A 21,738-nucleotide genomic window follows, 5' to 3' on the forward strand; every position below is an offset into this window, starting at 1 on the left:
CTCGTACGTTTCCGGCCATGACGACGGAGCATGTGGTCGCGCTGGACCTGCGGGGCCGCACCGCGATGGTCACGGGGGCCGGCAGCGGCATCGGCCGCAGCGTCGCCGAGCGGCTGGCGGCCGCCGGGGCCCGGGTCGTGGCCGTCGACCGCGACGAGGACCATCTCAAGACCCTCGACGGTGTGGTACCGGTGGTGGCCGACCTGTCCGACCCGGCTGGCCTGGACGCCGTCCTGCGCGACTGCCCGGACGTGGACGTCCTGGTCAACAACGCCGGGCTGCAGCACGTGGCCGCGCTCGAGGAGTTCCCGCCGGACCGCTTCGCCTACATCCAGGCGGTCATGGTGACCGCACCCTTCCGCCTGGTGCGCGGCGTGCTGCCGCACATGTACGCCGGGAACTGGGGCCGGATCGTCAACATCTCCTCCGTGCACGGGCTGCGCGCGTCGCCGTTCAAGGCCGCGTACGTCACCGCCAAGCACGCCCTCGAGGGCCTGTCGAAGACCGTCGCGCTCGAGGGTGCCCCGCACGGGGTGACCTCGAACTGCATCAACCCCGCCTACGTGCGCACCCCGCTCGTCGAGGGACAGATCGCCGACCAGGCCCGCACGCACGGCATCCCCGAGTCCGAGGTCGTCGAGAAGATCATGCTCACGAGCGCGGCCATCAAGCGGCTCATCGAGCCCGAGGAGGTGGCGGAGCTGGTCGCGTACCTCTGCACGGACGTCGCCGGGTTCATCACGGGCACTTCGCTGTCGATCGACGGCGGCTGGACCGCACACTAGGCACGTGACGATGCTGGAGTACCTCGAGCTACTGGCCCGTGAGGCTGCGGCCGTCGAGTTCGAGGGCCCGCTGGTCGCCGCCCGGGGAGCCGGGCTGCCGCCGGAGCGCATCGCCGAGCTGGAGCAGGGCAAGGTCGTGGCCCTGCGGGTGCGTGCCCTGATCGAGCGCCGCCGGCGCCGCGAGGAGGAGCTGTCGGGGCTCTTCGACACCGCCAGCGACCTCGCCGGGCTGCGCGACGTCGACGCCGTGCTCGCCGCCATCGTGCACCGGGCGCGCACGCTGCTCGGGGCCGACGTGGCGTACATGACGCTCAACGACGAGGCCCGCGGCGACACCTACATGCGCGTCACCGACGGCTCGATCTCGGCCCATTTCCAGGCGCTGCGGCTGCCGATGGGGGCCGGGCTCGGCGGGCTGGTGGCGCAGACGGGCAGCCCGTACGTCACCGCCGACTACCCGCGCGACGAGCGCTTCCGCCACACCGGCGACATCGACACCGGCGTGGGCGAGGAGGGCCTGATCGCGATCCTGGGCGTGCCGCTGCGGCTCGGGGCGCGGATCATCGGCGTGCTGTACGCCGCGAACCGCTCCGCCCGCCCGTTCGCGCGCGAGGAGGTGTCGCTGCTCGTCTCACTCGCGGCCAACGCCGCCGTCGCGATCGACACCGCCCGCCTGCTGGGCGAGACCCAGGAGGCCCTCGCCGAGCTCTCCACCGCCAACGGGGTCATCCGCGCGCACAGCGACTCCGTCGAGCGCGCCGCGGCGGCCCACGACCGCATGACCGCCCTGGTGCTGCGCGGCGCCGGGGTCGAGGACGTGGCCGCGGTGGTGGTCGAGGTGCTGGGTGGCTCGCTGCTCGTGCTCGACGCCGAGGGCCGGACCCTGGCGCTGGTCGGCGAGCTGGAGCGGCCCGAGCCGAGCGCGATCGCCGAGGCCCTGGCGGCGTCGCGCACCGAGGGGCGCAGCGTGCGCCGCGGCGAGCTGTGGGTGGCGGCGGTCGTGGCCGGCGCGGAGAACCTCGGCGCCCTGGTCATGCGCCCGGACAGCCCCCTGGTCGACGCCGACCAGCGCATCCTCGAGCGGGCCGCGGTGGTGACCGCGCTGCTGCAGCTGTTCCGGCGTACCGTCGCCGAGGCCGAGGGCCGCGTGCGCGGCGAGCTGCTGGACGACGTCATCACCCGCCCCGTGCGCGACGCCGACGCGCTGCGGACGCGGGCTAAGCGCCTCGGCGTGGACCTGGACGCCCCGAACGTCGTGGTGGCCATCGGCGCCGACGCGCTCGCCGGCGGCTCGGTCCGCCAGCGGGCGGTGTCGTGGGCGCAGACGTATGCCCACAGCCGCTCCGGCCTCGCCGCGGCCCGCGACGGCCACGTGGTGCTCCTGCTGCCCGGCGACGCACCGGGCGACGCGGCCCGGGCGGTCGCCCGCGACCTGGGCAAGCTGCTGGGCCGCCCGATCACGGCGGGCGCCGGCGGCCCGGCCGTGCGCCCGGAGGCGATCTCCGCGGCGTACCGCGACGCCGACCGCTGCGTGACGGCGCTGACCGCCCTGGGGCGCACCGGCACCGGCGCGAGCACCGCGGAGCTCGGCTTCGTCGGGCTGCTGCTGGGCTCGGCCCCGGACGGGCGCGACCGCGACGTGCAGTCGTTCCTGGCCGCGACGATCGGGCCGGTGGTCGACTACGACGTGCGGCGCGGGACGGCGCTGGTGAAGACGCTGGAGGCGTACTTCGGCGTGGGCGGCAGCCTGGCCCGGGCCGCCGAGCTGCTGCACGTCCACGTGAACACGGTGACCCAGCGCCTGGAGCGGATCGCCCAGCTGCTCGGCCCCGACTGGCAGAAGCCGGAGCGGGCCCTGGAGGTCCAGCTGGCACTGCGCCTGCACCGCCTCCAGACGAACTAGTCCCCCGAAACGCCGAACGGCCCGGCCGCGCCAGGAGGGGCACGACCGGGCCGACGTCGAAACGGGTGACGCGTCAGGCGTGGGCACCGCGCAGGACGAAATCCACCAAATTCTCGGCGAAGCCCTCGTCCGGCACGTTCGGGTTCCAGCGCAGCATGTTCTGAGCGAGCGTCGGGCCGGACAGGACGAGCAGCGCCAGCTCCACGTCCAGGTCCGCGCGCAGTTCCCCCGAGGCGATGCCACGGCGCAGCACCCCGCGCATCAGCTCGCGGCGGGGCTCCACGACGCCCTGGTAGACCCGGGACATCTCGGAGCTCTTGAACAGCTCCGGCATGAGACAGGCCGTGACCTTGCCGTACTGCGCCATGCGCTTGTTGCGCATCGCCGCGATCAGCGTGATCAGGTCGCCCCGGACCGACTCGCCCTTGAGCTCGGGCATCGGGCCCTTCATCGCCAGGACGGCGTCGATCAGCAGCGCCTCCTTGTTGGGCCAGCGGCGGTAGATCGTCGCCTTGCCAACGCCGGCCTTCGCGGCGACCGCCTCGATCGAGATGGCGTCCGCGCTCTGGCCGGAGCTGAGCAGTTCGAACACCGCCTCGACGATCGCCTCGTCGACCCGGGCGCTGCGGGGCCGGCCGGGACCCTTCCGGTCCTGGTCAGGCACCGCGTCCACGCTGAGCGTCATGGTTTCCATTGTTACCGAGTTTTCACACCGAAGCTACTCACCGGTTTCCTCCCGATCCGTCAGTCGCCTACGCCCACCAGCTCCACGCCCTGTTCCTCCGCCAGACCCTCGGCGTTGGTGGGCGCGGGAGCGTCGGCCGGGCGCTTGCCGGGCAGACCGATCAGGGCGACGACCGCGCCGAGCAGCGCGAAGACCGCCGAGCCGATGGCCGCGTAGTGCATGGAGGTGATGAAGGCGTCGTTGGCGTGCTGGATCAGCGCCGGCGCCGCGGCACCCGCGTGCTCGGCGACCCCGTACGCCCCCGAGATCGACTCGTTGGCGGCGTCGCGCGCCGCGGCCGGCAGGTTGCCGGTGGCCGACTCCATGTGGCTGCGGTAGATCGAGGAGATGACGGCGCCGAGCGCGGCCACGCCGAGGGCGCCGCCGACCTGACGGATGGTGTTGCTGACGGCCGATCCGACGCCGGCCTTCTCACGGGGAAGCGCGGACATGATCGCCTCCGTCGCGGGCGGCATCACGTTGGCCATGCCGACGCCCATCAGGAAGAACAGCGCGCCCACGATCCAGATCGGCGTGTCGGCCTGGATGAACATCCACGCGGACAGGCCGGCCGCGACCAGCAGCAGGCCGGTGGTGCCGACGGCCTTGGGGCCGAAGCGCTTGACCATGGCGGCACTGCGCGGGGCGAAGATCATCTGGGCCACCGCGAAGGGCACGAACAGGGCGCCGGAGGCCAGCGGGCCGTAGTCGCGGACCAGCTGCAGGTAGAAGGCGCTGATGAACATGATGCCCATGGCCGCGAAGAAGACCAGGCCGATCATCGCGGTCGAGGTGCTGAAGGCCCGGTTGGCGAACAGCTTCACGTCCAGCGACGGGAACTCGATCCGCCGCTCGTAGAGGGCGAACGCGGCGAGGACGATCACCGACGCGGCCAGGGTGCCCCAGGACTCGATCTTGCCGAAGCCGTGGTCACCGCCCTCGATCACGCCGTACGTCAGCAGGGTGAGCCCGATGATGGACAGCAGCACGCCGACGAAGTCGATGCGGCCCGGCTTCGGGTCGCGCGACTCGGGGATCAGCGTGTTGACCAGGATCAGGCCGACGATGACGATCGGGACGTTGATCAGGAAGACCGAGCCCCACCAGAAGTGCTCGAGCAGCAGGCCGCCGACGATCGGGCCGATGGCCACGCCGAGGCCGACGGCGCCGGCCCACACGCCGATGGCGCGGCCGCGCTCGCGCGGGTCGAAGACGTTGGCGATGATCGACAGGGTCGAGGGCATGACCGCCGCGGCGCCGAGGCCCATGAGGGCGCGGGCCCAGATGAGCTGGTCGGCCGAGCCGGCGTAGGCCGACACCAGCGAGGCGATGCCGAAGAGTGTGAGGCCGACGGTCAGCGTGATGCGACGCCCGAGCCGGTCGGCCAGGATGCCGGCGGTGAAGAGCAGGCCGGCGAAGACGAGCGTGTAGGAGTTGATCGCCCACTCGAGCTGGCTCTGGGTCGCGCCCAGGCCCTTCTGCGGGTCGGCGATGGTGCGCATGGCGACGTTGAGGACGGTGTTGTCCAGGACGACCACGAGCAGGCTGATGACGAGCACGCCGAGGATGGCCCAGCGGCGAGGATGCCCGGTGTTGGCCGGCGCCACGGCATTGCCCGGCGCCGCGCTTGCGGTAGGTGCGCTCACGGTGTTGCTCCCCCTGGTCGGAACGCGATAACGATACGGAACAGTTCCGTATCAACGTAGCCCTCCAGGCCGCGATACGGAACCGTCTCGTATTGAATAGTGCGTCCGATCACACCCGGCGCCACCTGCGGAATAAACCGGCGATCGTGCCCCACAGCCCCCGCCGGAACAGCAGCACCACCAGCACGAAGATGCCGCCGGTGACCAGGCCGACCAGGTCGAAGCCGGCCTGGGAGAGCTGGTCGGTGAGGTTCACGACGAGGCCGGCGCCGAGCACGCCGCCCCACAGCGTGCCGATCCCGCCGAGCACGACCAGCACCACGCCCTGACCCGAGGTCGTCCAGTGCAGGACGTCGAGGGCGACGAAGCCGTGCGCGACCGCGAACAGGCCGCCGCCGAGCCCCGCGAGGAAGGCCGAGAGCACGAAGGCCAGCAGCTTGTACCGCGCGGCCGCGAACCCCAGCGCCCGCGCCCGGCTCGCGTTGTCCCGGACCGCGACGAGCACGCGGCCGAACGGCGAGTGCACGATCCGCCAGGCCAGCAGCAGGCCCAGCGCCACGATGGGCAGCGCCGCGTAGTAGAAGTAGTACGGGTCGGACAGGTCGAGCCCGAACAGCTCGCGCGGCACGCTCTGCAGCCCGTTCTCGCCGCCGGTGACCGAGGACCACGCGTTGGCCACGTAGTAGATCATCTGGGCGAACGCGAGGGTGACCATCGCGAAGTAGATCCCGGTCCGGCGCACCGCGAGCCAGCCGATCGGCACCGCCAGCGCGGCCGCCGTCAGCGCCCCGCCGAGCACGGCGACCGGGAACGGCGCCCCGAGCCGGGCCGCGATCAGCCCGGCCGTGTACGCCGACGTGCCCCAGAAGGCCGCGTGCCCGAAGGACAGCAGCCCGCCGTAGCCGAGCAGCAGGTCGATCGCGACGGCGAACAGCGCCCAGCAGAGCATGTCCACCGCCACCGCCGGATAGAGCCCGTTGGGCAGCCAGAGCGCGACCGCCGCCCCAGCCGCGACCAGTGCCCACCTCATGCCGTGCCCTCCTCGCGACCGAACAACCCGGCCGGGCGCACCAGCAGCACCAGCGCCATGACCAGGAAGATGAGTGTCTGGGCCAGCAGCGGCGGCGCGTACGCCTCGCTCCAGGCCTGCAGCAGGCCGATGGCGAACCCGGCCGCCACCGAGCCGAAGACCGAGCCGAGCCCGCCGATGACGACGACGGCGAAGACGCCGATGATGAGGTCGCCGCCCATGAGCGGGTTGACCGCCCGCACCGGCGCGGCCAGGACCCCGGCCAGCGCCGCGAGCGCCACGCCGAAGCCGAACACCGGCGCGATCCACCGCCCCACGTCGATGCCGAGCGCCCGGGTCAGCTCGGGCCGCTCGATCCCGGCCCGCACGACCATGCCGACCCGGGTGCGCGCCAGCACCCACCAGACGACGGCGCACAGCGCGACCGCGACGGCCAGGACGAACACGCGGTACGCCGGGAAGTCGAACACCCCGAAGTCCACCGTCCCGCCGAGCCCGGCCGGCGCGCCGTACGGCTTGGACTGCGTGCCGTAGCGCGACTTCACCGCGTCCTGGAGGATCAGCGTCAGGCCGAACGTGAGCAGGAAGTTGTAGAGCGGGTCCAGGGCGGCCAGCCGGCGCACGACCGTGCGCTCCAGCGCCACGCCGAGCAGGCCGAGCACGACCGGCACGACCGCCAGGGCGACCCAGAAGGACAGCCCGAGGGAGTCCAGCAGGAAGAAGGCCCCGACCGCGCCGAGCATGTAGAACGCCCCGTGCGCGAAGTTGACCACGCGGAGCAGGCCGAAGATGACGGCCAGGCCGAGGGCGAGCAGCGCGTAGAAGCCGCCCCCGACCAGTCCGTTCACCGTGTGGGTGAGCAGGCCCATCGCGGATCAGAGCCTGCAGTCCGGCGACGGGGCGCGGAAGGCCTCCTGGGCCGGGATGGTCTTGACGATCTGCTCGTAGTCCCACGCCTCCTTGACCTCGGAGCTCGGCTTGACCTTCGCCAGGTAGGCGTCGTGCAGCACCCGGTGGTCGGCGGCCCGGAACTCGCCGCCGCGCAGGAAGAAGTCGTCGACCTTCTTGCCCTCGAGCTGCTTGACCACCGCGTCGGCGTCGTCGGTGCCGGCCGCCTGGACCGCCTCGAGGTACTGCGTCGCGGCGGAGTAGTTGGCCGCGTGGGCGAACGTGGGGCGCTGCCCGCCGGTGCGCGCGGCGAACTTGTCGGCCCAGGCGCGGTTGCGCTCGTCGAAGTTCCAGTACCACGCGTCGGTGAAGGTGGTGCCGGCCAGCGCGTCGGGGGTGAGCGAGTGGATGTCGGTCAGGAACATGAGGCCCACGGCCAGCCCGATGCCCTTGTCCTTGAGCTTGAACTCGTTGTACTGCTTGACGAGGTTCACCAGGTCGGCGCCCGCCTGCATGGTGCCCAGCACGTCCGGCTTCGGGTTCAGCGTCGGCGCCTTGAGCAGGAACGTGGAGAAGTTGTCGTTGGGAAACGGCGTCGGGTCGCTGGCCACCACCGTGCCGCCGCCCTTGCCGACCGCCGCGGCGAAGGACTTCTGCATGTCCTGGCCGAAGGCATAGTCGGGGTAGACGATGTACCAGTTCCTGGCCCCGGCCTGGGTGGCCGCGGTGCCGGTGCCGTTGGCGAGCATCGCCGTGTCGTAGGCGTAGTGGAACGTGTACTTGTTGCAGGACTTGCCGGTCAGGTCCGTGGTGGCGCCGGAGATGTTGAAGTACAGCTTCTTGGCCTGCTTGGCGACGTCGGCGACCTTCAGCGCGGCCGAGGACGTGGGCACGTCGAGGATCGCGTCGACGCCCTGGCGGTCGTACATCTCGCTCGCGCGGGTGTTGGCGACGTCGGGCTTGTTCTGGTGGTCCGCGGTCTCCACGGTGATGTTCGTGGTGATCGCCTTGTCGCCGTACTTGGCCTTGAAATCCTCGATGGCCATCTGCACGGCCACGACGGAGTTCTTGCCCGACAGCTGCGCGTAGACGCCGGACTGGTCGTTGAGCACGCCCAGCACGATCTTGCCGCCGGTGAGCCCGCCGCCGCCCGTGGAGCGGGGGCCACCGCCGCCGCACCCGGCGAGCAGCAGGACTGCGGCGGTGCCGAGAACAACCAAACGCTTCATAGGTGTACCTCCGGTCAGATGCCCAGGTGCGCGAGGAGCTCGTCCTCGCGGGAACGCACGTCGGCGTTGTCGAACTCGCCGGCGATACGGCCCTCGGCGAGCAGGTAGTGGCGGTCGGCGACGGTGGTGGCGAAGCGCAGGTTCTGCTCGACCAGCAGGACCGTGACGCCGTGGTCGCGGGCCCGGCGCAGGATCTCGCCGACCCGCCGCACGAGCAGCGGCGAGAGCCCCTCGGTGGGCTCGTCGCAGAGCAGGACGGTGGCGCCCATCTGCAGGACCCGGGCCAGCGCGAGCATCTGCTGCTCGCCGCCGGACAGCGTGGTCGCCGGGCTGCGGCGGCGCTCGTGGAGGTTCGGGAACGCCTCGTGGATCGCCGCCAGGCTCCACGGCCGGGGCCCGACCACCGGCGGCAGCGCCAGGTGCTCGGCGACGCTGAGCGTGGCATAGGCGCCCCGGTCGTCCGGCACCCAGCCGAGGCCGGCCCGCGCCCGGGCGTGCGGCGGACGTTTCGTGATGTCCCGCCCGGCCAGTTCGACCGTGCCGGACTGGCCGGTGTGCAGGCCCATGACGCAGCGCAGGAGCGTGGTCTTGCCGGCCCCGTTGCGCCCGCAGAGGGTCACGACCTCGCCCTCGGCCACGTGCAGGCCGACGTCGCGCAGCACGCGCGCCTCGCCGTACCAGGCGGACAGCCCCTCAATGCGCAGCATCGGCGCTGCCCAGGTAGGCCTCGACCACGCGCTCGTCGGCCCGCACGGCCTCGTACGGCCCCTCGGCCAGGACCCGCCCGGCCTGCAGGACGGTGACCCGGTCGGCGAGCCGCCCGACGACGCTCATGTTGTGCTCGACCAGCACGACGGTGCGCCCGTCGCGGACCGCCGCGATGAGCTCGACGGTCCGCTCGACGTCCTCGACCCCCATGCCGGCGGTCGGCTCGTCCAGCAGCAGCACCTTCGGGTCGAGGGCGAGCGCGATCGCCAGCTCCAGGGCCCGCTTGCGCCCGTACGGCAGGCGGCCGGCGGGCTCCTGCGCGGACTCGGCGAGCCCGACGCGCTCCAGCAGGTGCAGGGCGCCGTCCCGGAAGCGCCGCAGCGGCCGCTCGGAGCGCCAGAAGGCCCAGCCGAGGGAGGTGCCGCCCTGCAGCGCCAGCTCGACGTGGGCCTGCACGGTCTGCTGCGGGAAGAGGCTCGCGATCTGGAACGAGCGGGCCAGGCCGAGGCGGGCGACCCGCTCGGGCGCGAGCCCGGTGATGTCCCGGCCGGCGAGCTCGATCCGCCCGGCGGTCGGCGCGAGGAACCCGGTCAGCAGGTTGAACAGGGTCGTCTTGCCGGCCCCGTTGGGCCCGACGAGCGCGTGCACGGCACCGGCCGCGACATCGAGATCGACCCCGTCGACGGCCCGGAAGCCCCGGAAGTCGCGGGTGAGGCCGCGCGCGACGAGCGCGGAACCATCCATGTGGGACACACCCCCTTGGACAACAAGAAGTGACGGCCGTCACAAGCTACGGCCGCCACTCCCGGGGTCACCACGGAGGCAATCCACATATTTACATATAAAGCTATGTGTCGCGCTCTATGTGCGGCGCTCGGGAATCCAGCGCGCGAGCGGGCCCAGACGGGTGCGCAGGCCGGCCAGGCCGCCGGGGAAGAAGTACACCGCCAGGATGAACACGGTGCCGAGGATGAACAGCGGCTGCGACAGCGGTCCCCGCAGGAACCCGGGCAGCCCGGCGACCGCGTCCGAGTCGCCCAGGGCCACGAGCCGGTAGTCGAGGTAGGTGAACAGGAACCCGCCGATGAGCGGCCCCCAGCGCGTGCCCGGCCCGCCGAGCACCACCATCACCAGCAGCGTCAGGGTCTGGTCGGAGGCCGCGATGTGCGGGGTCGCGCCGCCGATGAGCAGCGCGTACATGGCCCCCGCGAGCCCGGCGAGGCCGCCGGCGACGGTGAAGGCGAAGAGCCGGTAGCGGTACGGGTCGAGGCCGAGCACCCCGACCCGGCGCTCGTCGTCGCGGATCGCGGCCAGCACGCGCCCCGCCGGGGAGTCGCCGATCGCGTGCACGACGAGCACGGTGATCACGAGCGCGGCGAGGGCGAGCCAGTACAGGTTCACCGTGTTGGTCACGCCCACGAGGAAGTCCGGTACCTTCGAGGAGTCCATCGGCAGGCCCTCCTCGCCGCCGGTGGCCCCGCCCGGGTCGCGCCCGATGGTGATCGCGGCGACCTGCGCGAAGGCGAGCGTCACCATGGCGAACGCGATCCCGCCGGTGCGCAGCGCGATCGCGCCGAGCAGCGCGGCGAGGACCGCGGTGCCGATCACGGCCAGCAGGATCGCGGTCCACAGCCCGTAGCCGGCCTTGGTGACGAGCATGTCGGTGCCGTAGACCCCGGCCGCGAAGTAGAGCGCGTGGCCGAACGAGAGCATCCCCGTGCGGCCGAAGAGCAGGTCGTAGCCCATCGCCAGGGCGCCGAAGACCAGGCACAGGGCCAGCAGTTGCAGGGTGCCGGGGGCGTTCACGGCCGAGTCGAAGACGCCGGGGATCCGCAGGCCGCAGTACGGCAGCGCGATGAGGATCACGAGGGCCACGAGCGGGCCGAAGCGGGCGAGCGGGATCCGGCCCCGCCCCGGCGCGGGGGCCGGGGCACTGCGGGCGGACTGGGCGGTCTGTGTCGTCATGAGGTGGCGACCTTCCCGGTGATCCCTTGGGGACGGACGAGGAGCACGACCGCGAGCAGGGCGACGACGCAGATGTCCCCCAGGCCCGGCGAGGTGTAGTTGACGAACTGCTGCAGCAGCCCGACCGCGACCGCGGCGTAGGCGGCGCCGGTGACCGAGCCCATGCCGCCGATGACGACGACGATGAACCCGAAGATGAGCAGGGAGCTGCCGCCGGTCGGCGAGATCGCGCCGGTGAACACGCCGCCGAGCGCGCCGGCCAGGGCCGCGGCCGCGCCCCCGATGGCGAACACGAGGGTGAACGCGCGCCGCACGTCGATGCCGAGCGCGGTGACCATCGAGCGGTCCTCGACGCCCGCGCGGATGACCAGACCGATCCGGGTGTACTTCAGGAAGGCCAGCAGCCCGAGCAGCACCGCGATCGCGGCCCCGATGAGCAGGAACCGGTCGTTGGGCACGCGCGCCCCGGCGATCGTGGTCAGCTCCTGTGTCCACTGTGGACGCGGGTAGGGCCGGGGGTCGCTCCCCCACGACGCCTGCAGCAGCGCCACGCCCGCCAGCGAGAGGCCGACGGTCACGAGGACCTGTTCGATCGTGCGGCGGTACAGCGGCCGGATGAGCACCAGCTCGACCAGCGCGGCGACGGCCGTCCCGCACACGACGCCGAAGAGCACGGCGAGTGCGAAGCCCCAGCCGCTCGGCCCGGCCCCGGGCAGGTGCCCGGCCGCCCACCAGGTGGCGTAGGCCCCGACGGAGAGGAACAGCCCGTGCGCGAAGTTGAGCACGTCCGCGAGGCCGAAGACGAGCGCGAGCCCCGAGGCGACCAGGAAGTACAAGGCCGCCAACCCCAGCCCAGTCAGCGTGAGCAACACGATCGTGCTCATGCGTGGTCCGCCTTTCCGACGCCCAGCAGCGACTTGGTCTTCTCGGTGTAGTCCAGGAGATCGGGCGCCGGCCCCGTGTAGGCGACCTTGCCCGCCGCGATGACGACCGCGTCCTGGGCCAGGCGCCGCACGACGGCCAGGTTCTGCTCGACCAGCAGCATCGGCACCACCTGGGCGACGGCGTGCAGGGCGGCCGCGACCTCGCCGACGACCTTCGGCGCGAGGCCCTTGGTCGGCTCGTCGATGAGCAGCAGCCGGTTGGGGTTGAGCAGCACCCGCCCGATCGCGAGCATCTGCTGCTGGCCGCCCGAGAGCGTGCCGGCCCGCTGCCGGCCGCGGCGCTGCAGCTCGGGGAAGAGGCCGTAGACGCGCTCGTAGTCCGGGGCGGCGCCGGGGCGCTCGGCGAGGCGGAGGTTCTCGGCCACGGTCAGGCCGCCGAAGACGCCGCGGTCCTCCGGCACGTAGCCGAGCCCGTCGCGCACCAGCTTGAAGGTCTGCTGCCGGGTCACCCGCCGCCCGCCGAAGCGCACCTCGCCGGCCAGGTCGGCGCCGCGCGGCAGCAGGCCGAGCACCGCCTTGAGGGTCGTGGTCTTGCCGACGCCGTTGCGCCCGAGCAGCGCGGTGACGCCCTGCGGCGCGACCCCGAACGTGACGCCCTGCAGGATGTGCGAGCCGGCGATGCGGACGTCCAGTCCCGCGATGTCGAGGATGGTCACAGCTTCTCTCCCAGGTACGCCTCCTGGACGGTGCGGTCGGCCATGACCACGTCCGGGGTGTCGCAGACCAGCAGCGCCCCGTGGTGCATGACGGCGACCCGGTCGGCCAGGTCGAGCACGACGTCCATGTGGTGCTCGACCATGAGCACGCTGCGCCGCTCCTCGCGGGTCAGGGTGCGGATCAGCGCCACCAGGCCGGGCACGTCCTCGGCGCTGACCCCGGCCATCGGCTCGTCGAGCAGCAGCACCCGCGGCTCGCCCGCGAGCAGCAGCGCGATCTCGAGCTTGCGCTTCTCGCCGTGGGCCAGGGTGCCGGCGTTGGCCCCGGCGCGGTGGTCGAGGCCGACCCGCCACAGCACCCGCTCGGCGCGCTCGGCGACCTCGCGGTCCCGGCCCGGCAGCGGGAAGGGCCGGATCGAGCCGCCGCGGCGGGCCTGCACGGCCAGGCGCACGTTGGCCGCGACGGTGAGCGAGGCGAAGACCGAGGACGACTGGAACGTGCGCCCGAGGCCGAGCCGGGCCCGCCGGTACGGCGCCAGCCGGGTCACGTCCCGGCCGTCGAGCGACACCGACCCGTCCGACGGCTTGCGCAGCCCCGAGATGAGGTTGAACAGCGAGGTCTTGCCGGCGCCGTTGGGGCCGATGACGGCCAGGAACTCGCCCTCGGCGAGGTCGAGGCTGACCCCGTCGACGATGGCGACCCCGCCCACCCGCCAGGTCAGGCGCCGGGTGCTGAGCAGGCCGGTGGCCGGGGCGTCCGCGAGGACACCACCGGCCGCCGGCACCGGGGCTTCGGCCACCGGCTCAGCCCTTCATCTGCGCGACCGGCGGCGCGGCGTCGGCCGGGTCGATCGCCTTCACCAGCTCCGGCTTGAGGTCGGCGCCGGAGCCGCTGAACTTGCCCTGGAACATCGGCTGGAGCAGGGCGTGGTCCTCCTTGCGGACCGTGAGCTTGCCCTTGACGCCGTCGAACGACCAGCCCTCGAGCGCGGCGACCATCTTGTCGACGTCGTCGCCGCCCTCCTGCGCGGCCCGGACCACCATCTGCGCGGCGGTGAAGCCGTCCGGGTGGAACAGGTCGACCTTGCCGCCGTCGACGCCCTTGCGCAGCGCCGCGGTGGCCTCGTTGTCGCTGGCCCCGTCGAAGTAGTGGGCCAGCAGCGAGATCTTCGACCCGGCGGCGCCGAACGTCGGCCAGGAGGCGCGCTGGTCGATGCCGGTGACGACGAGCGTCGAGCCGAGCACGCCCTGCTGGTCGAGGGCCTGCCACATCGCGGTGGCGGTGGTGCCCGCCCACGCGACGAAGACCATGTCGGCCTTGGCGTTCTTGGCCTGCACCGCGAAGCCGGTGAAGTCGGTGGCGTTGGCCGGCACCGAGATCGCGTCGACGGTGGCGCCCGCCCCGCCGATGACGGCCTTCACGGCGTCCGCGTTCGACTTGCCGAAGGCGCCCTCCTGCGTGAACACGAGGACCTTCTTGCCCGAGGGGGCGGTCAGGTAGGACTTGGCCGCGAGGACGTCCTGGTAGGACTGGCGACCGGAGCGGAAGGTGTACTTGTTGATGCCGGTCACCGCGTCGGTGGCCGCGGGTCCGGAGACGAACAGGACCTTGTTCTGCGCGGCCAGCGGGGCCATCTGGCTCGCGACGCCGGACGAGGTGCTGCCGGCGAGGATCTTGTAGCCCTGGCCGATGAGGTCCTTGGCGGCCGAGACCGCCTTGGCCGCGTCACCGGCGTCGTCGGCCTCCTTGACCTCGATCGGGCGGTTGCCGACCTTGCCGGTGCCCTTGGTCGCGTAGGCGAGCCCGGCCTTCCATCCCTCGATGTACTGCTTGCCGTAGGACGCGAGCGGGCCGGTCTGCGAGTACACGAGCCCGACCTTGATGGGCGCGCCGTCGCCGGCCGGCTCCTGCGCGGCCTCCTGCGGGCTGCTGCACGCAGACGCGAACGTCGCGGCGAGCGTGAGTCCCAGCACCGCGACCAACAGCCGCCGCGGCGCGCCTGAATGCCTGATCAACGCTTCCTCCGTGTGAACGCCGTGTTAAGGCCAGCGCCTGCTGGCGGGTGTTCGCACACGCTAGGAGTGGCGTCGGGCACGTCGCTATGTGGTCGGGCCACACAGAATCGGCGGAACCCTATGGGGCGACCCGCTCCAGGAAGGCCCCGAGCAGCGGCAGGAACCCGGGAGAAAGCTGCTCGAACAGGGAAACACCGGCTCGCGGGGGCACCGGATACAGCATGTGGCCGACCCCCGGGAACACCCCGATCCCGTTCGTGCCCCGGTGCCGCGACGGCAGCCGCTCCCCCAGGATTTGCAGGCTGCGCTCGACGGGCACGTGCTCGTCGTCGGCGCCGAAGAGGGCCAGCAGCGGGCACTGCAGGAACGGCAGCACCGCGGCGGGGTCGAAGGCCAGCATCCGGGCGAAGAACCCGAGCTCCTCCGGCGTGTCGTAGGGCCGGTCGCAGACGATCGCGGCCCAGTCGTCGCCGGCGAAGCCGGCCTGGTCGGCGTGCACCTGGGCCGGGTCCTCGCCGGCGGCCAGCCGGGCGGCGCGCTCGTCGGCCCAGGCCAGCCCGGCCGCGATGTGGTCCTCGGGCACGCCCTTGCGGCGCATGACCCGGGCGAGCAGGGTGCGCTCCTGCTCCTCGACCCCGACGTACGGCCCGCCGAGGGTGACCACGAAGTCGACCTGGTCCGGGACGGTGACGGCGGCCAGCAGCGAGACCCAGCCGCCCTGGCTGTAGCCGATCAGGCCGGCCCGCTCGACCCCGGCCTGCTTGCGCAGCACGGTCAGCGCCGCGAGGCCCTCGGCGGCGCGGTCGGCGAAGGTCTGGGTGCGCCAGTCGCCGGGCGAGCCGCCGCAGCCGGGCTTGTCGTGGCGCAGGGTGGCGATCCCCCGCTCGGCGAGCCAGCCGGGCACTCCCTGCCAGGCGTGGCGGTCGGCCGGGCCGGAGCCGTCGGACAGCACGAGCCCTCCGCGGACCGGGCCGTCGGGGATGCGGAGGATCGCGTTGAGCGGCCCGGCGGTGGAATCGACGACCGTATCTGACTCAGGCATGAGAAAGGCCCTCCCCCCGCGCAATCTAGCAGCGGAGGGAGGGCCTTGCTGTACTACTGCGCCGCGGCCGCCAGCGGCGCCTGGTAGGTCTTCAGGAGCGCGGCCTTGTCGGCGTCGACCGTCGTCCAGTCGTCCTTCAGGACCCCGCCGGTGTCACCGGAGTTCGGGTTCCAGGCCCAGTACGTGTAGCTGAGCCCGTTGTCCTTGAGGTACTTGACGAGGTTGCGCTGCCAGATGCCCTCCAGGTCCTTGTTGCCCTGGGCGTCGGTCTCGGCCACCGAGCGTCCGCCGAACTCACCCATCAGCACCGGGGCGGTGTTGTTCTTCACCAGGTAGCCGAACTGCTTGTCCCACAGCGCGGGCATGTTGGCCGGGAACTTCGGGTCGGTGAACCACTGCTGCGACCAGACCTTCGGGCTGTAGTCGTGCGCGGAGTACACCAGCTTGGACTGGTCGGAGAGCTTGACCGGGTGCTCCTTGGCGCCCTGCAGGTTGCCGCCCCACCAGTAGCCGTCGCTCTGGCCGTCGGCGGTCTTGTAGTTCTCGATGCCCTCGACGACGATGAGCCAGTTCGGGTTGGCCTTGAGCACCGCGTCGCCGGCCCGCTGCGCGGCGGCCTGCCAGTCGGTCTTCTCGTTGCCGTCGCCCCAGGTGGCCTCGCCGTGCGGCTCGTTGTGCAGGTCGGCGCCGACCACGAGCGGGTTGTTCTTGTACTGCTTGGCGAGCTTCACCCAGTCCGAGATCCAGCGGTCCTCGCTGACCTTGTCGGTGTACCAGAGGTTGCTCTGGCCCTGGGAGGTCGGGCGGTGCCGGTCGAGGATGACCATCATGCCGCGCTTCGTCGCGCCCTCGACGACTTTGTCCATGAGCTGCGGGCCGGTCAGGCCCTTGAGGTCCGGGTTGAGCGCGTAGTCGACGCCGTTGGGCTTCGACGCCGGGTCGAACAGCTCGTTGCTGAACGGCAGGCGCATCGAGTTGAAGCCCTGCGCGACCATCTGGTCGAGCATGTCGTCGAGCTTGCGCGACCACAGCCCGTGCGGGGCGAAGGTGTTGGTCTCCAGCCCGAACCAGTTGACGCCGGTGAACTGCACGGTCACGCCGCGGGCGTCGACGATCTTCGAGCCTACGGCGTGCAACGGCATCTGCAGCCGCTGGGCGGAGTCCGCCCGGGCGGGGTGGACCTTCTTGTCGTCCTTGTCGCTGCTGACGAGCAGCGGCACCAGTGCGACGGCGGCAACGGCGAGCGCGACCAGTGCGGAAATCCAGTAAAGGCGCGTACGACCCATAGAGCTGACCTGTCCTCACGTCTGACGGCGGGGCAGGTCAACACGTTACGGATTTCGGACATATGCGGTCAGCGTACAAATGCCGGAAATGTGCATCCACCAATTGCGGGAGAACGGCCCGCCGTGCGGCAGAAGCCGCAGGTCACGGCCTTGAAGGCGGCTTGGGGGTGGCTTGAAGATGGCTGGAGGTGGCTTCGAACGCGGGTCAGCCGCCCACCGACGACGAGGGGTCCCACTCCGCGGCCCGGACGACCGCCTCGAGCTTCGAGCGGGCCCCCATCTTGCTCAGCAGGTGCCGCACGTGGCTGCGCACGGTGGTGTAGCTGATGCTGAGCTCCCGCGCGATGTCCCGGTTGTCCATGCCCTCGGTCATGAGCGCGAGGATCTCCCGCTCCCGGGGCGTGAGGCTGTCCAGGCGCCGGGCGTGCTCCTCGGAGCGCTGGGCCTGCTCGCGGCGGCGGGCCAGGAGCTTCGCCAGCTGGCGGGCCGGGACGAGGATCTCCCCGTCGACGGCCCGGCGCACCGCCTCGGCGACGTCGGCCCCGCCGGCGCTCTTGACCAGGTAGCCGGCCGCCCCCGCCTCCAGCGCGGTGAGAATCACCCGGTCGCTCTGGTCGGCGCTGAGGAACACCACGGCGACGTCGGGCTGGTGGGCCCGCAGCGCCGCGACGGCCTCGGCGCCGGTGCCGTCGGGCAGCCAGAAGTCGCACAGCACGACGTCGACCCGCTCCACGTCGGCCAGGTGCTCGACCTCGCCGACCCGGCCGGCCAGGGCCACCACGCGCAGTTCCGGGTGCTCGTTGAGCAGCGCCGCGAGCCCTTCGGCGACCACCTGGTGGTCCTCGACGATGAGCACCCGGTAGGGCGGACGAGTCACGGTACGGCTCCCTTGGATTCGAGGTCGGCGCCGCGCGGCACCCAGAACGTGACGGTGGTCCCGCGCCCCGGCAGGCTGCTGATCCGGAACCACCCGCCGGCCAGCGCCGCCCGCTCCCGCATGAGCAGCAGCCCGAGGTGGCCCGGGTCGGTGTGCAGGTTCTCGGCGCCGACGCCGTCATCGACGACCCGGACCAGGTACCCGCCCTCCTCCTCGCCGAGGATGACCGTGCACCGATCCGCCCCGGCGTGCTTGCCGACGTTGGCGACCGCCTCCTGCAGCATCCGGAACAGCAGCACCCGGGTCGGCAGCGCGGGCTCGCCGGTGAGCCGCGAGTCGACGCGGACGCCGATGCCGTGCTGCTCGGCGAGGTCGTCGAGCAGGTCCTCGACGGCCGCGGCGAGCCCGTCGTCGGCCAGCCGCGGCGGGCGGAAGTCGAAGATGAGCCGTCGTAGCCGCTCCGCCGCCTGCACCAGCGAGGCCTCGAGCCGGTCCAGGATCGCGAGGTCCTCCGGGTCGGACAGGCGGTGACGCAGCTGCTGCAGGCGCAGGGTGGCCGCGGTGATCACCTGCAGGCTGTCGTCGTGCACCCCGGCGGCGATGCGGGCCCGCTCCCGCTCCTGGGTGACGATCACGTCGCCGAGCAGCTCGCCCTGCTCCTGGCCGGTGAGCGCGAGCCGGGCGATGCGCTGCTCCATAGCCGCCCGGCGGCGCGAGTCCGCCACGCGCTCCTCCACGTGCAGGGAGAGCATCCCGCTCGGGTCGCCCTCCAGCGTGCGCACCCGCACCTCGACGTCCAGCTCACCGCCGTCGGGCAGCCGGATCACGGCCTCGGTCGGCGCCTCGGCCGTGAACGTGGGCTTGCCGACGAACAGCTCGTCCGCGCGGCGCCCCACCAGGTCGGCGGTGTCGCGGCGGAACAGGGCCTCCGCGGCGGTGCTGGCCAGGCGCACCACCCCGGCGGCGTCGAACACGACCAACGCCTCCGGGGCGGCGCGGAACGCCTGCCAGTACACCGGAATCAGTTCTCCAGATCCTTGGGCACCACGTAGGGCTTCGCGGACGGGATGTCCACCGGGCCGCCGGACTTGTCGACCTTGAAGTTCACCGTCGCGGTCGCGTCGCTGCGCTGGCCGTGCAGCTGGAAGACCACGGTGTCCTCGGTGTTGCCCGGAATCGTGTACTGCCCGACCGCCCTCGCCGTGCCCTTCGCGTCGACCCGGAACGCGGCCACCAGCTGCGGCGTGGCGCCCTTGGCGGTCCTGACGGTCACGTGCACGGCCTCGTTCGGCGCGAACTGGGTGGCGTAGAAGTTCACCACGGTGCCGGGCAGACCGCCGTACGCGTTCGTGCGCGCCTGCGGGGTGAACGGCAGGATGGTGAAGCCGGTGGAGACCGCCGCCCGGCTCTGCTCGCCGGTGAACACCAGCGACTGGGCGCCCTTGAGCTGGAACGGCATCACCAGCCCGGCGCCCTTGAACACGCCGGCGTCGTCGGTCGAGATCGCCATGACCGGCTGGCCCCCGGCCGCGTTGAGGCGCACCAGCACCCGCTCCCCGGGCGCGAAGCCGGAGCCGGAGAAGGTGATCTTCTGGGTGGCCTTCACGGCGTACGGCGCCAGCTTGATGGACGGGTACAACCGCAGCACCTGGAACGGCGCGCTCGCCGCCGCGCCACTGGTCTTGCCCACGACCACCAGACTTGTCGTGCCGACCGCCGTGACGCCAACTCTGATGGGCGTCTTACCCACCGAGCCACCCTCGTCGGCCTTGAGGGTGAGGTTCGGGTCGCCGTTGATCCGGCCCCAGTAGACGTTGAGCTGCTCGCCGGGGGCGAACCCCTTCACCGTCAGGTTGATCGTGTCGCCGGGCTTGCCGACGATCGCCGAGAGCGTCGCCTGGCCGGCGCCCTGGGCCACCGACGCGTCGGCCTTCGCCACCTTGTCGCTGCCGCGCGCCTGCGCGGTGACCTCCTGCACGGGCACGGTCATCTTGTTGGGCATCGTGAAGTTGGCCGTGAACACGCCCCACTTGCCGGCCTTCGCGGTGGCCACCTGGTGCGGCTTGGAGCCGGGTGCGCCGCTCGGCGGGGCCTTCTGCCCCGGCGCCGTGGACGGGCCGAGGTACACGTCGACCATCGAGCCCTGGTCGAAGCCCGACCCCTGGACGGTCACGCCGCCGCCGAGCCGCACCAGGCCCGGGTTCAGGGTGATCATCGGCGAGCCGCCGCCCTGCACCATGACCCCGTTCAGATCGATCGTCGGGGCCGGCGGGGCCTTGGTCACCACCGTGCTCGGGGTCTCCTCGGACGAGCCTCCGATGCCGGGGGCCTTGATGCCCATGGCGGGCAGCAGCGAGCGCCCCGCCATGACGAGCAGCACCACCGCCGCCCCGGCCAGCAGCAGCCGTTTGCGTGAGATCTTCGGTCGTTTCCGCTTCCGGTTTCGGCCGGCCGCCGGCCGGTGCTTGAGCGTCTGCATGGCTCCACTCCAGCTAGGACGTATTGCCGATCTTGACAATTGACAGCGAGACGTCGCCCCGGGTGGCCTGCCAGACGGTCTGCCCGTGCTGGTCGATCGCCTCGATGATCCAGGTCTCGCCGCCGCGCTGGAGTGCGTCGCGCATCTTGTTCGACATCACGACGTAGTCGACGTTCTCCCAGCTGGAGTGGAAGACCTTGTCCCGCACGTCGGGGTCGGACGTGGCCTTGTAGTGCGGGTGTGCGTTCTTGTACGGCGGGTTGCTGTCGTGCAGCGCCACCCATATGTCGTCGTCGATGATGAGCCGCGCATTGGTCGGGATGTTCGCCTTGATCCAGGCGACCTGCTGCTCCTGCAACTGGGTCAGCGGCAGCCGGTAGGCGTCGCTGAACTCCAGCTGGCCCCTGGCGTTGTACTTCACCAGGAACCCGCCCGGCATCACCAGCACCGGCACCAGCAGGCAGGCGACGAGCACGGCCGCCCCGCCCTGGTTGGTGCGCCGGGTCAGCCAGCCGAAGAACATGCCCAGGTTCAGCGCGAACAGCGGCACCATCGGCGCGATGTAGAAGTCGAGCAGCGCGCTGCGGCTCAAGTAGAACGCGTATCCGAGGGCCATCAGGGCGCAGGCGAGCATCGGCGTGCGCAGCCGTTTGTTGCGCCGGCCCGAGATGAGCGTGAGCACCGTGGCGGCGACGCCGCCGATGAGGATGTACCGGTCCTTGAACAGCCAGCTCTGTTGCAGCAGGTAGGTGAACGACAGGCCGGTGGAGCTGTTGGAGTTGCGGTGCAGCTGCCACCAGATGGTGTTGAGCAGCGACACGTGGCCCTTGAGCTGGTTGTTGTCCGGGCTGAAGTGCAGGCCCTCCGGGAACAGCTCGTTCTTGATCTGGGCGAACAGCAGGTACGCGGTGACCGGGGCCAGCAAGGCGAACCACCAGAAGCTGAGCCCGAAGCGCCGGTTGGACTGCTCCCGGATGGTCTTGTGCAGCAGGTACGCGCAGCCGGGCAGCAGGAACAGCGCGTTCTCCTTCGTCACCAGCGCCAGGCCGAAGCAGGCGCCGGCGCCCATCGCGGTGACGATCCGCCCGTCGCGCCGGGCCAGCATGTAGAGCCCGAGCAGGATCCAGAACATCATGAGGTTGTCGAGCAGGACCTGGCGCTGGTAGTACACCCCGAGCGGCGAGAGGTTGAAGACGAACACGGCCAGGAACGCCGCCGGTTTGGAGGCGGTGAACCGGCGCACCGTCTCGAACATCAGGAACACCGACGCCAGGTGCACGATGAGCATGAGCGCCCGGCCGGTGTTGATGGCGTTGCCGAAGGCCTGGAAGCCACCCGGCAGGATGCCGACCCAGCCGGCCAGGGCCAGCCAGCCCATCGGGGCGTGGTCGTAGAAGTACGTGTACGGGGAGAGCTTGGCCTCCTTGAGCACCGACCAGGCCTGCTCCATGTAGATGCCCTCGTCGGTGAGGTACAGCGGATACCGGAACATGTTCCAGCCGTGGCTCACGAGCCCGATCAGCAGCGACACGGCGATGAGCAGCTTCGGGGCCTTCGGGG

At 71.8% G+C, this 21,738-nt stretch carries 20 protein-coding genes; 2 read left to right on the forward strand and 18 right to left on the reverse strand.

Translation table 11 applies throughout. The features are described from left to right. Window positions 1–17: 17 nt before the first annotated feature. Both ABT369_RS16115 and ABT369_RS16120 read left to right on the forward strand, forming a co-directional pair. A complete protein-coding gene (locus tag ABT369_RS16115) occupies window positions 18–785 on the forward strand; it encodes a 3-hydroxybutyrate dehydrogenase (protein WP_350612632.1) in 768 nt (255 codons plus the stop codon). A gap of 10 nt (window positions 786–795) precedes the next feature. After that, window positions 796–2,688, forward strand: a complete 1,893-nt coding sequence (locus ABT369_RS16120) for a helix-turn-helix domain-containing protein (protein ID WP_350612834.1) — start codon at window positions 796–798, stop codon at window positions 2,686–2,688. Window positions 2,689–2,761: 73 nt separating this feature from the next. Here ABT369_RS16120 and ABT369_RS16125 read toward each other — a convergent pair whose 3' ends face one another. The 18 genes from ABT369_RS16125 to ABT369_RS16210 form a co-directional block, all read right to left on the reverse strand. Then, on the reverse strand, window positions 2,762–3,373 hold the full coding sequence (locus ABT369_RS16125; protein WP_350612633.1) for a TetR/AcrR family transcriptional regulator: 612 nt from the start codon (window positions 3,371–3,373) through the stop codon (window positions 2,762–2,764). Window positions 3,374–3,432: 59 nt separating this feature from the next. After that, window positions 3,433–5,058, reverse strand: a complete 1,626-nt coding sequence (locus ABT369_RS16130) for an MFS transporter (RefSeq protein WP_502891769.1) — start codon at window positions 5,056–5,058, stop codon at window positions 3,433–3,435. 109 nt (window positions 5,059–5,167) lie between these two features. Continuing rightward, window positions 5,168–6,088: a branched-chain amino acid ABC transporter permease gene (locus ABT369_RS16135; protein ID WP_350612634.1), complete on the reverse strand. Its 921-nt coding sequence runs from the start codon at window positions 6,086–6,088 to the stop codon at window positions 5,168–5,170. Then, window positions 6,085–6,957, reverse strand: coding sequence for a branched-chain amino acid ABC transporter permease (locus ABT369_RS16140; RefSeq protein WP_350612636.1), 873 nt, complete (start codon window positions 6,955–6,957; stop codon window positions 6,085–6,087). Before ABT369_RS16140 ends, ABT369_RS16135 begins: the two co-directional genes overlap by 4 nt. Before the next feature lie 6 nt (window positions 6,958–6,963). After that, complete coding sequence (locus tag ABT369_RS16145; protein WP_350612637.1) at window positions 6,964–8,205, reverse strand: ABC transporter substrate-binding protein; 1,242 nt, start codon at window positions 8,203–8,205, stop codon at window positions 6,964–6,966. A 14-nt stretch (window positions 8,206–8,219) separates the two neighbouring features. Next, window positions 8,220–8,912 (reverse strand): ABC transporter ATP-binding protein, encoded by a 693-nt coding sequence (locus ABT369_RS16150; protein ID WP_350612638.1) that lies wholly within the window; start codon window positions 8,910–8,912, stop codon window positions 8,220–8,222. Continuing rightward, the gene (locus ABT369_RS16155; RefSeq protein WP_350612639.1) at window positions 8,899–9,657 is read right to left on the reverse strand and encodes an ABC transporter ATP-binding protein; all 759 of its coding nucleotides are present in this window, start codon (window positions 9,655–9,657) and stop codon (window positions 8,899–8,901) included. Before ABT369_RS16155 ends, ABT369_RS16150 begins: the two co-directional genes overlap by 14 nt. Window positions 9,658–9,774: 117 nt before the next feature. Beyond that, a complete protein-coding gene (locus tag ABT369_RS16160; protein ID WP_350612640.1) occupies window positions 9,775–10,878 on the reverse strand; it encodes a branched-chain amino acid ABC transporter permease in 1,104 nt (367 codons plus the stop codon). Beyond that, a complete protein-coding gene (locus ABT369_RS16165; protein ID WP_350612641.1) occupies window positions 10,875–11,762 on the reverse strand; it encodes a branched-chain amino acid ABC transporter permease in 888 nt (295 codons plus the stop codon). The genes ABT369_RS16160 and ABT369_RS16165 overlap by 4 nt, the downstream gene beginning before the upstream one ends. After that, window positions 11,759–12,478: an ABC transporter ATP-binding protein gene (locus ABT369_RS16170; RefSeq protein WP_350612643.1), complete on the reverse strand. Its 720-nt coding sequence runs from the start codon at window positions 12,476–12,478 to the stop codon at window positions 11,759–11,761. Before ABT369_RS16170 ends, ABT369_RS16165 begins: the two co-directional genes overlap by 4 nt. Then, window positions 12,475–13,218, reverse strand: a complete 744-nt coding sequence (locus tag ABT369_RS16175) for an ABC transporter ATP-binding protein (protein WP_350612836.1) — start codon at window positions 13,216–13,218, stop codon at window positions 12,475–12,477. The genes ABT369_RS16170 and ABT369_RS16175 overlap by 4 nt, the downstream gene beginning before the upstream one ends. A 64-nt stretch (window positions 13,219–13,282) precedes the next feature. Then, a complete protein-coding gene (locus ABT369_RS16180) occupies window positions 13,283–14,491 on the reverse strand; it encodes a substrate-binding domain-containing protein (protein ID WP_502891773.1) in 1,209 nt (402 codons plus the stop codon). Between the two features lie 121 nt (window positions 14,492–14,612). After that, window positions 14,613–15,536 carry an alpha/beta hydrolase family protein gene (locus tag ABT369_RS16185; RefSeq protein ID WP_350612645.1) on the reverse strand — a complete coding sequence of 308 codons (924 nt, stop codon included), beginning with the start codon at window positions 15,534–15,536 and terminating at the stop codon, window positions 14,613–14,615. Between the two features lie 53 nt (window positions 15,537–15,589). Next, a complete protein-coding gene (locus ABT369_RS16190; RefSeq protein ID WP_350612646.1) occupies window positions 15,590–16,822 on the reverse strand; it encodes a glycoside hydrolase family 5 protein in 1,233 nt (410 codons plus the stop codon). 205 nt (window positions 16,823–17,027) lie between these two features. Further along, window positions 17,028–17,699 carry a response regulator gene (locus tag ABT369_RS16195; protein WP_350612648.1) on the reverse strand — a complete coding sequence of 224 codons (672 nt, stop codon included), beginning with the start codon at window positions 17,697–17,699 and terminating at the stop codon, window positions 17,028–17,030. Beyond that, complete coding sequence (locus ABT369_RS16200; protein WP_350612649.1) at window positions 17,696–18,715, reverse strand: sensor histidine kinase; 1,020 nt, start codon at window positions 18,713–18,715, stop codon at window positions 17,696–17,698. Before ABT369_RS16200 ends, ABT369_RS16195 begins: the two co-directional genes overlap by 4 nt. Window positions 18,716–18,720: 5 nt before the next feature. Beyond that, window positions 18,721–20,178, reverse strand: coding sequence for a hypothetical protein (locus tag ABT369_RS16205; RefSeq protein WP_350612650.1), 1,458 nt, complete (start codon window positions 20,176–20,178; stop codon window positions 18,721–18,723). A gap of 13 nt (window positions 20,179–20,191) precedes the next feature. Continuing rightward, on the reverse strand, window positions 20,192–21,709 hold the full coding sequence (locus ABT369_RS16210) for an ArnT family glycosyltransferase (protein WP_350612651.1): 1,518 nt from the start codon (window positions 21,707–21,709) through the stop codon (window positions 20,192–20,194). Between the last annotated feature and the right edge of the window lie 29 nt (window positions 21,710–21,738).

The sequence above is a fragment of the Dactylosporangium sp. NPDC000244 genome, from assembly GCF_040300725.1.
Classification (GTDB): Bacteria; Actinomycetota; Actinomycetes; order Mycobacteriales; family Micromonosporaceae; genus Dactylosporangium.

What these genes read in the sequence shown, in the direction of transcription:
- ABT369_RS16115 (WP_350612632.1), top strand. Translation starts at nt 18, where the DNA reads ATGACGACGGAGCATGTGGTCGCGCTGGACCTGCGGGGCCGCACCGCG.
- ABT369_RS16120 (WP_350612834.1), top strand. Translation starts at nt 796, where the DNA reads ATGCTGGAGTACCTCGAGCTACTGGCCCGTGAGGCTGCGGCCGTCGAG.
- ABT369_RS16125 (WP_350612633.1), bottom strand. Translation starts at nt 3,373, where the DNA reads ATGACGCTCAGCGTGGACGCGGTGCCTGACCAGGACCGGAAGGGTCCC.
- ABT369_RS16135 (WP_350612634.1), bottom strand. Translation starts at nt 6,088, where the DNA reads ATGAGGTGGGCACTGGTCGCGGCTGGGGCGGCGGTCGCGCTCTGGCTG.
- ABT369_RS16140 (WP_350612636.1), bottom strand. Translation starts at nt 6,957, where the DNA reads ATGGGCCTGCTCACCCACACGGTGAACGGACTGGTCGGGGGCGGCTTC.
- ABT369_RS16145 (WP_350612637.1), bottom strand. Translation starts at nt 8,205, where the DNA reads ATGAAGCGTTTGGTTGTTCTCGGCACCGCCGCAGTCCTGCTGCTCGCC.
- ABT369_RS16150 (WP_350612638.1), bottom strand. Translation starts at nt 8,912, where the DNA reads ATGCTGCGCATTGAGGGGCTGTCCGCCTGGTACGGCGAGGCGCGCGTG.
- ABT369_RS16155 (WP_350612639.1), bottom strand. Translation starts at nt 9,657, where the DNA reads ATGGATGGTTCCGCGCTCGTCGCGCGCGGCCTCACCCGCGACTTCCGG.
- ABT369_RS16160 (WP_350612640.1), bottom strand. Translation starts at nt 10,878, where the DNA reads ATGACGACACAGACCGCCCAGTCCGCCCGCAGTGCCCCGGCCCCCGCG.
- ABT369_RS16165 (WP_350612641.1), bottom strand. Translation starts at nt 11,762, where the DNA reads ATGAGCACGATCGTGTTGCTCACGCTGACTGGGCTGGGGTTGGCGGCC.
- ABT369_RS16185 (WP_350612645.1), bottom strand. Translation starts at nt 15,536, where the DNA reads ATGCCTGAGTCAGATACGGTCGTCGATTCCACCGCCGGGCCGCTCAAC.
- ABT369_RS16190 (WP_350612646.1), bottom strand. Translation starts at nt 16,822, where the DNA reads ATGGGTCGTACGCGCCTTTACTGGATTTCCGCACTGGTCGCGCTCGCC.
- ABT369_RS16205 (WP_350612650.1), bottom strand. Translation starts at nt 20,178, where the DNA reads ATGCAGACGCTCAAGCACCGGCCGGCGGCCGGCCGAAACCGGAAGCGG.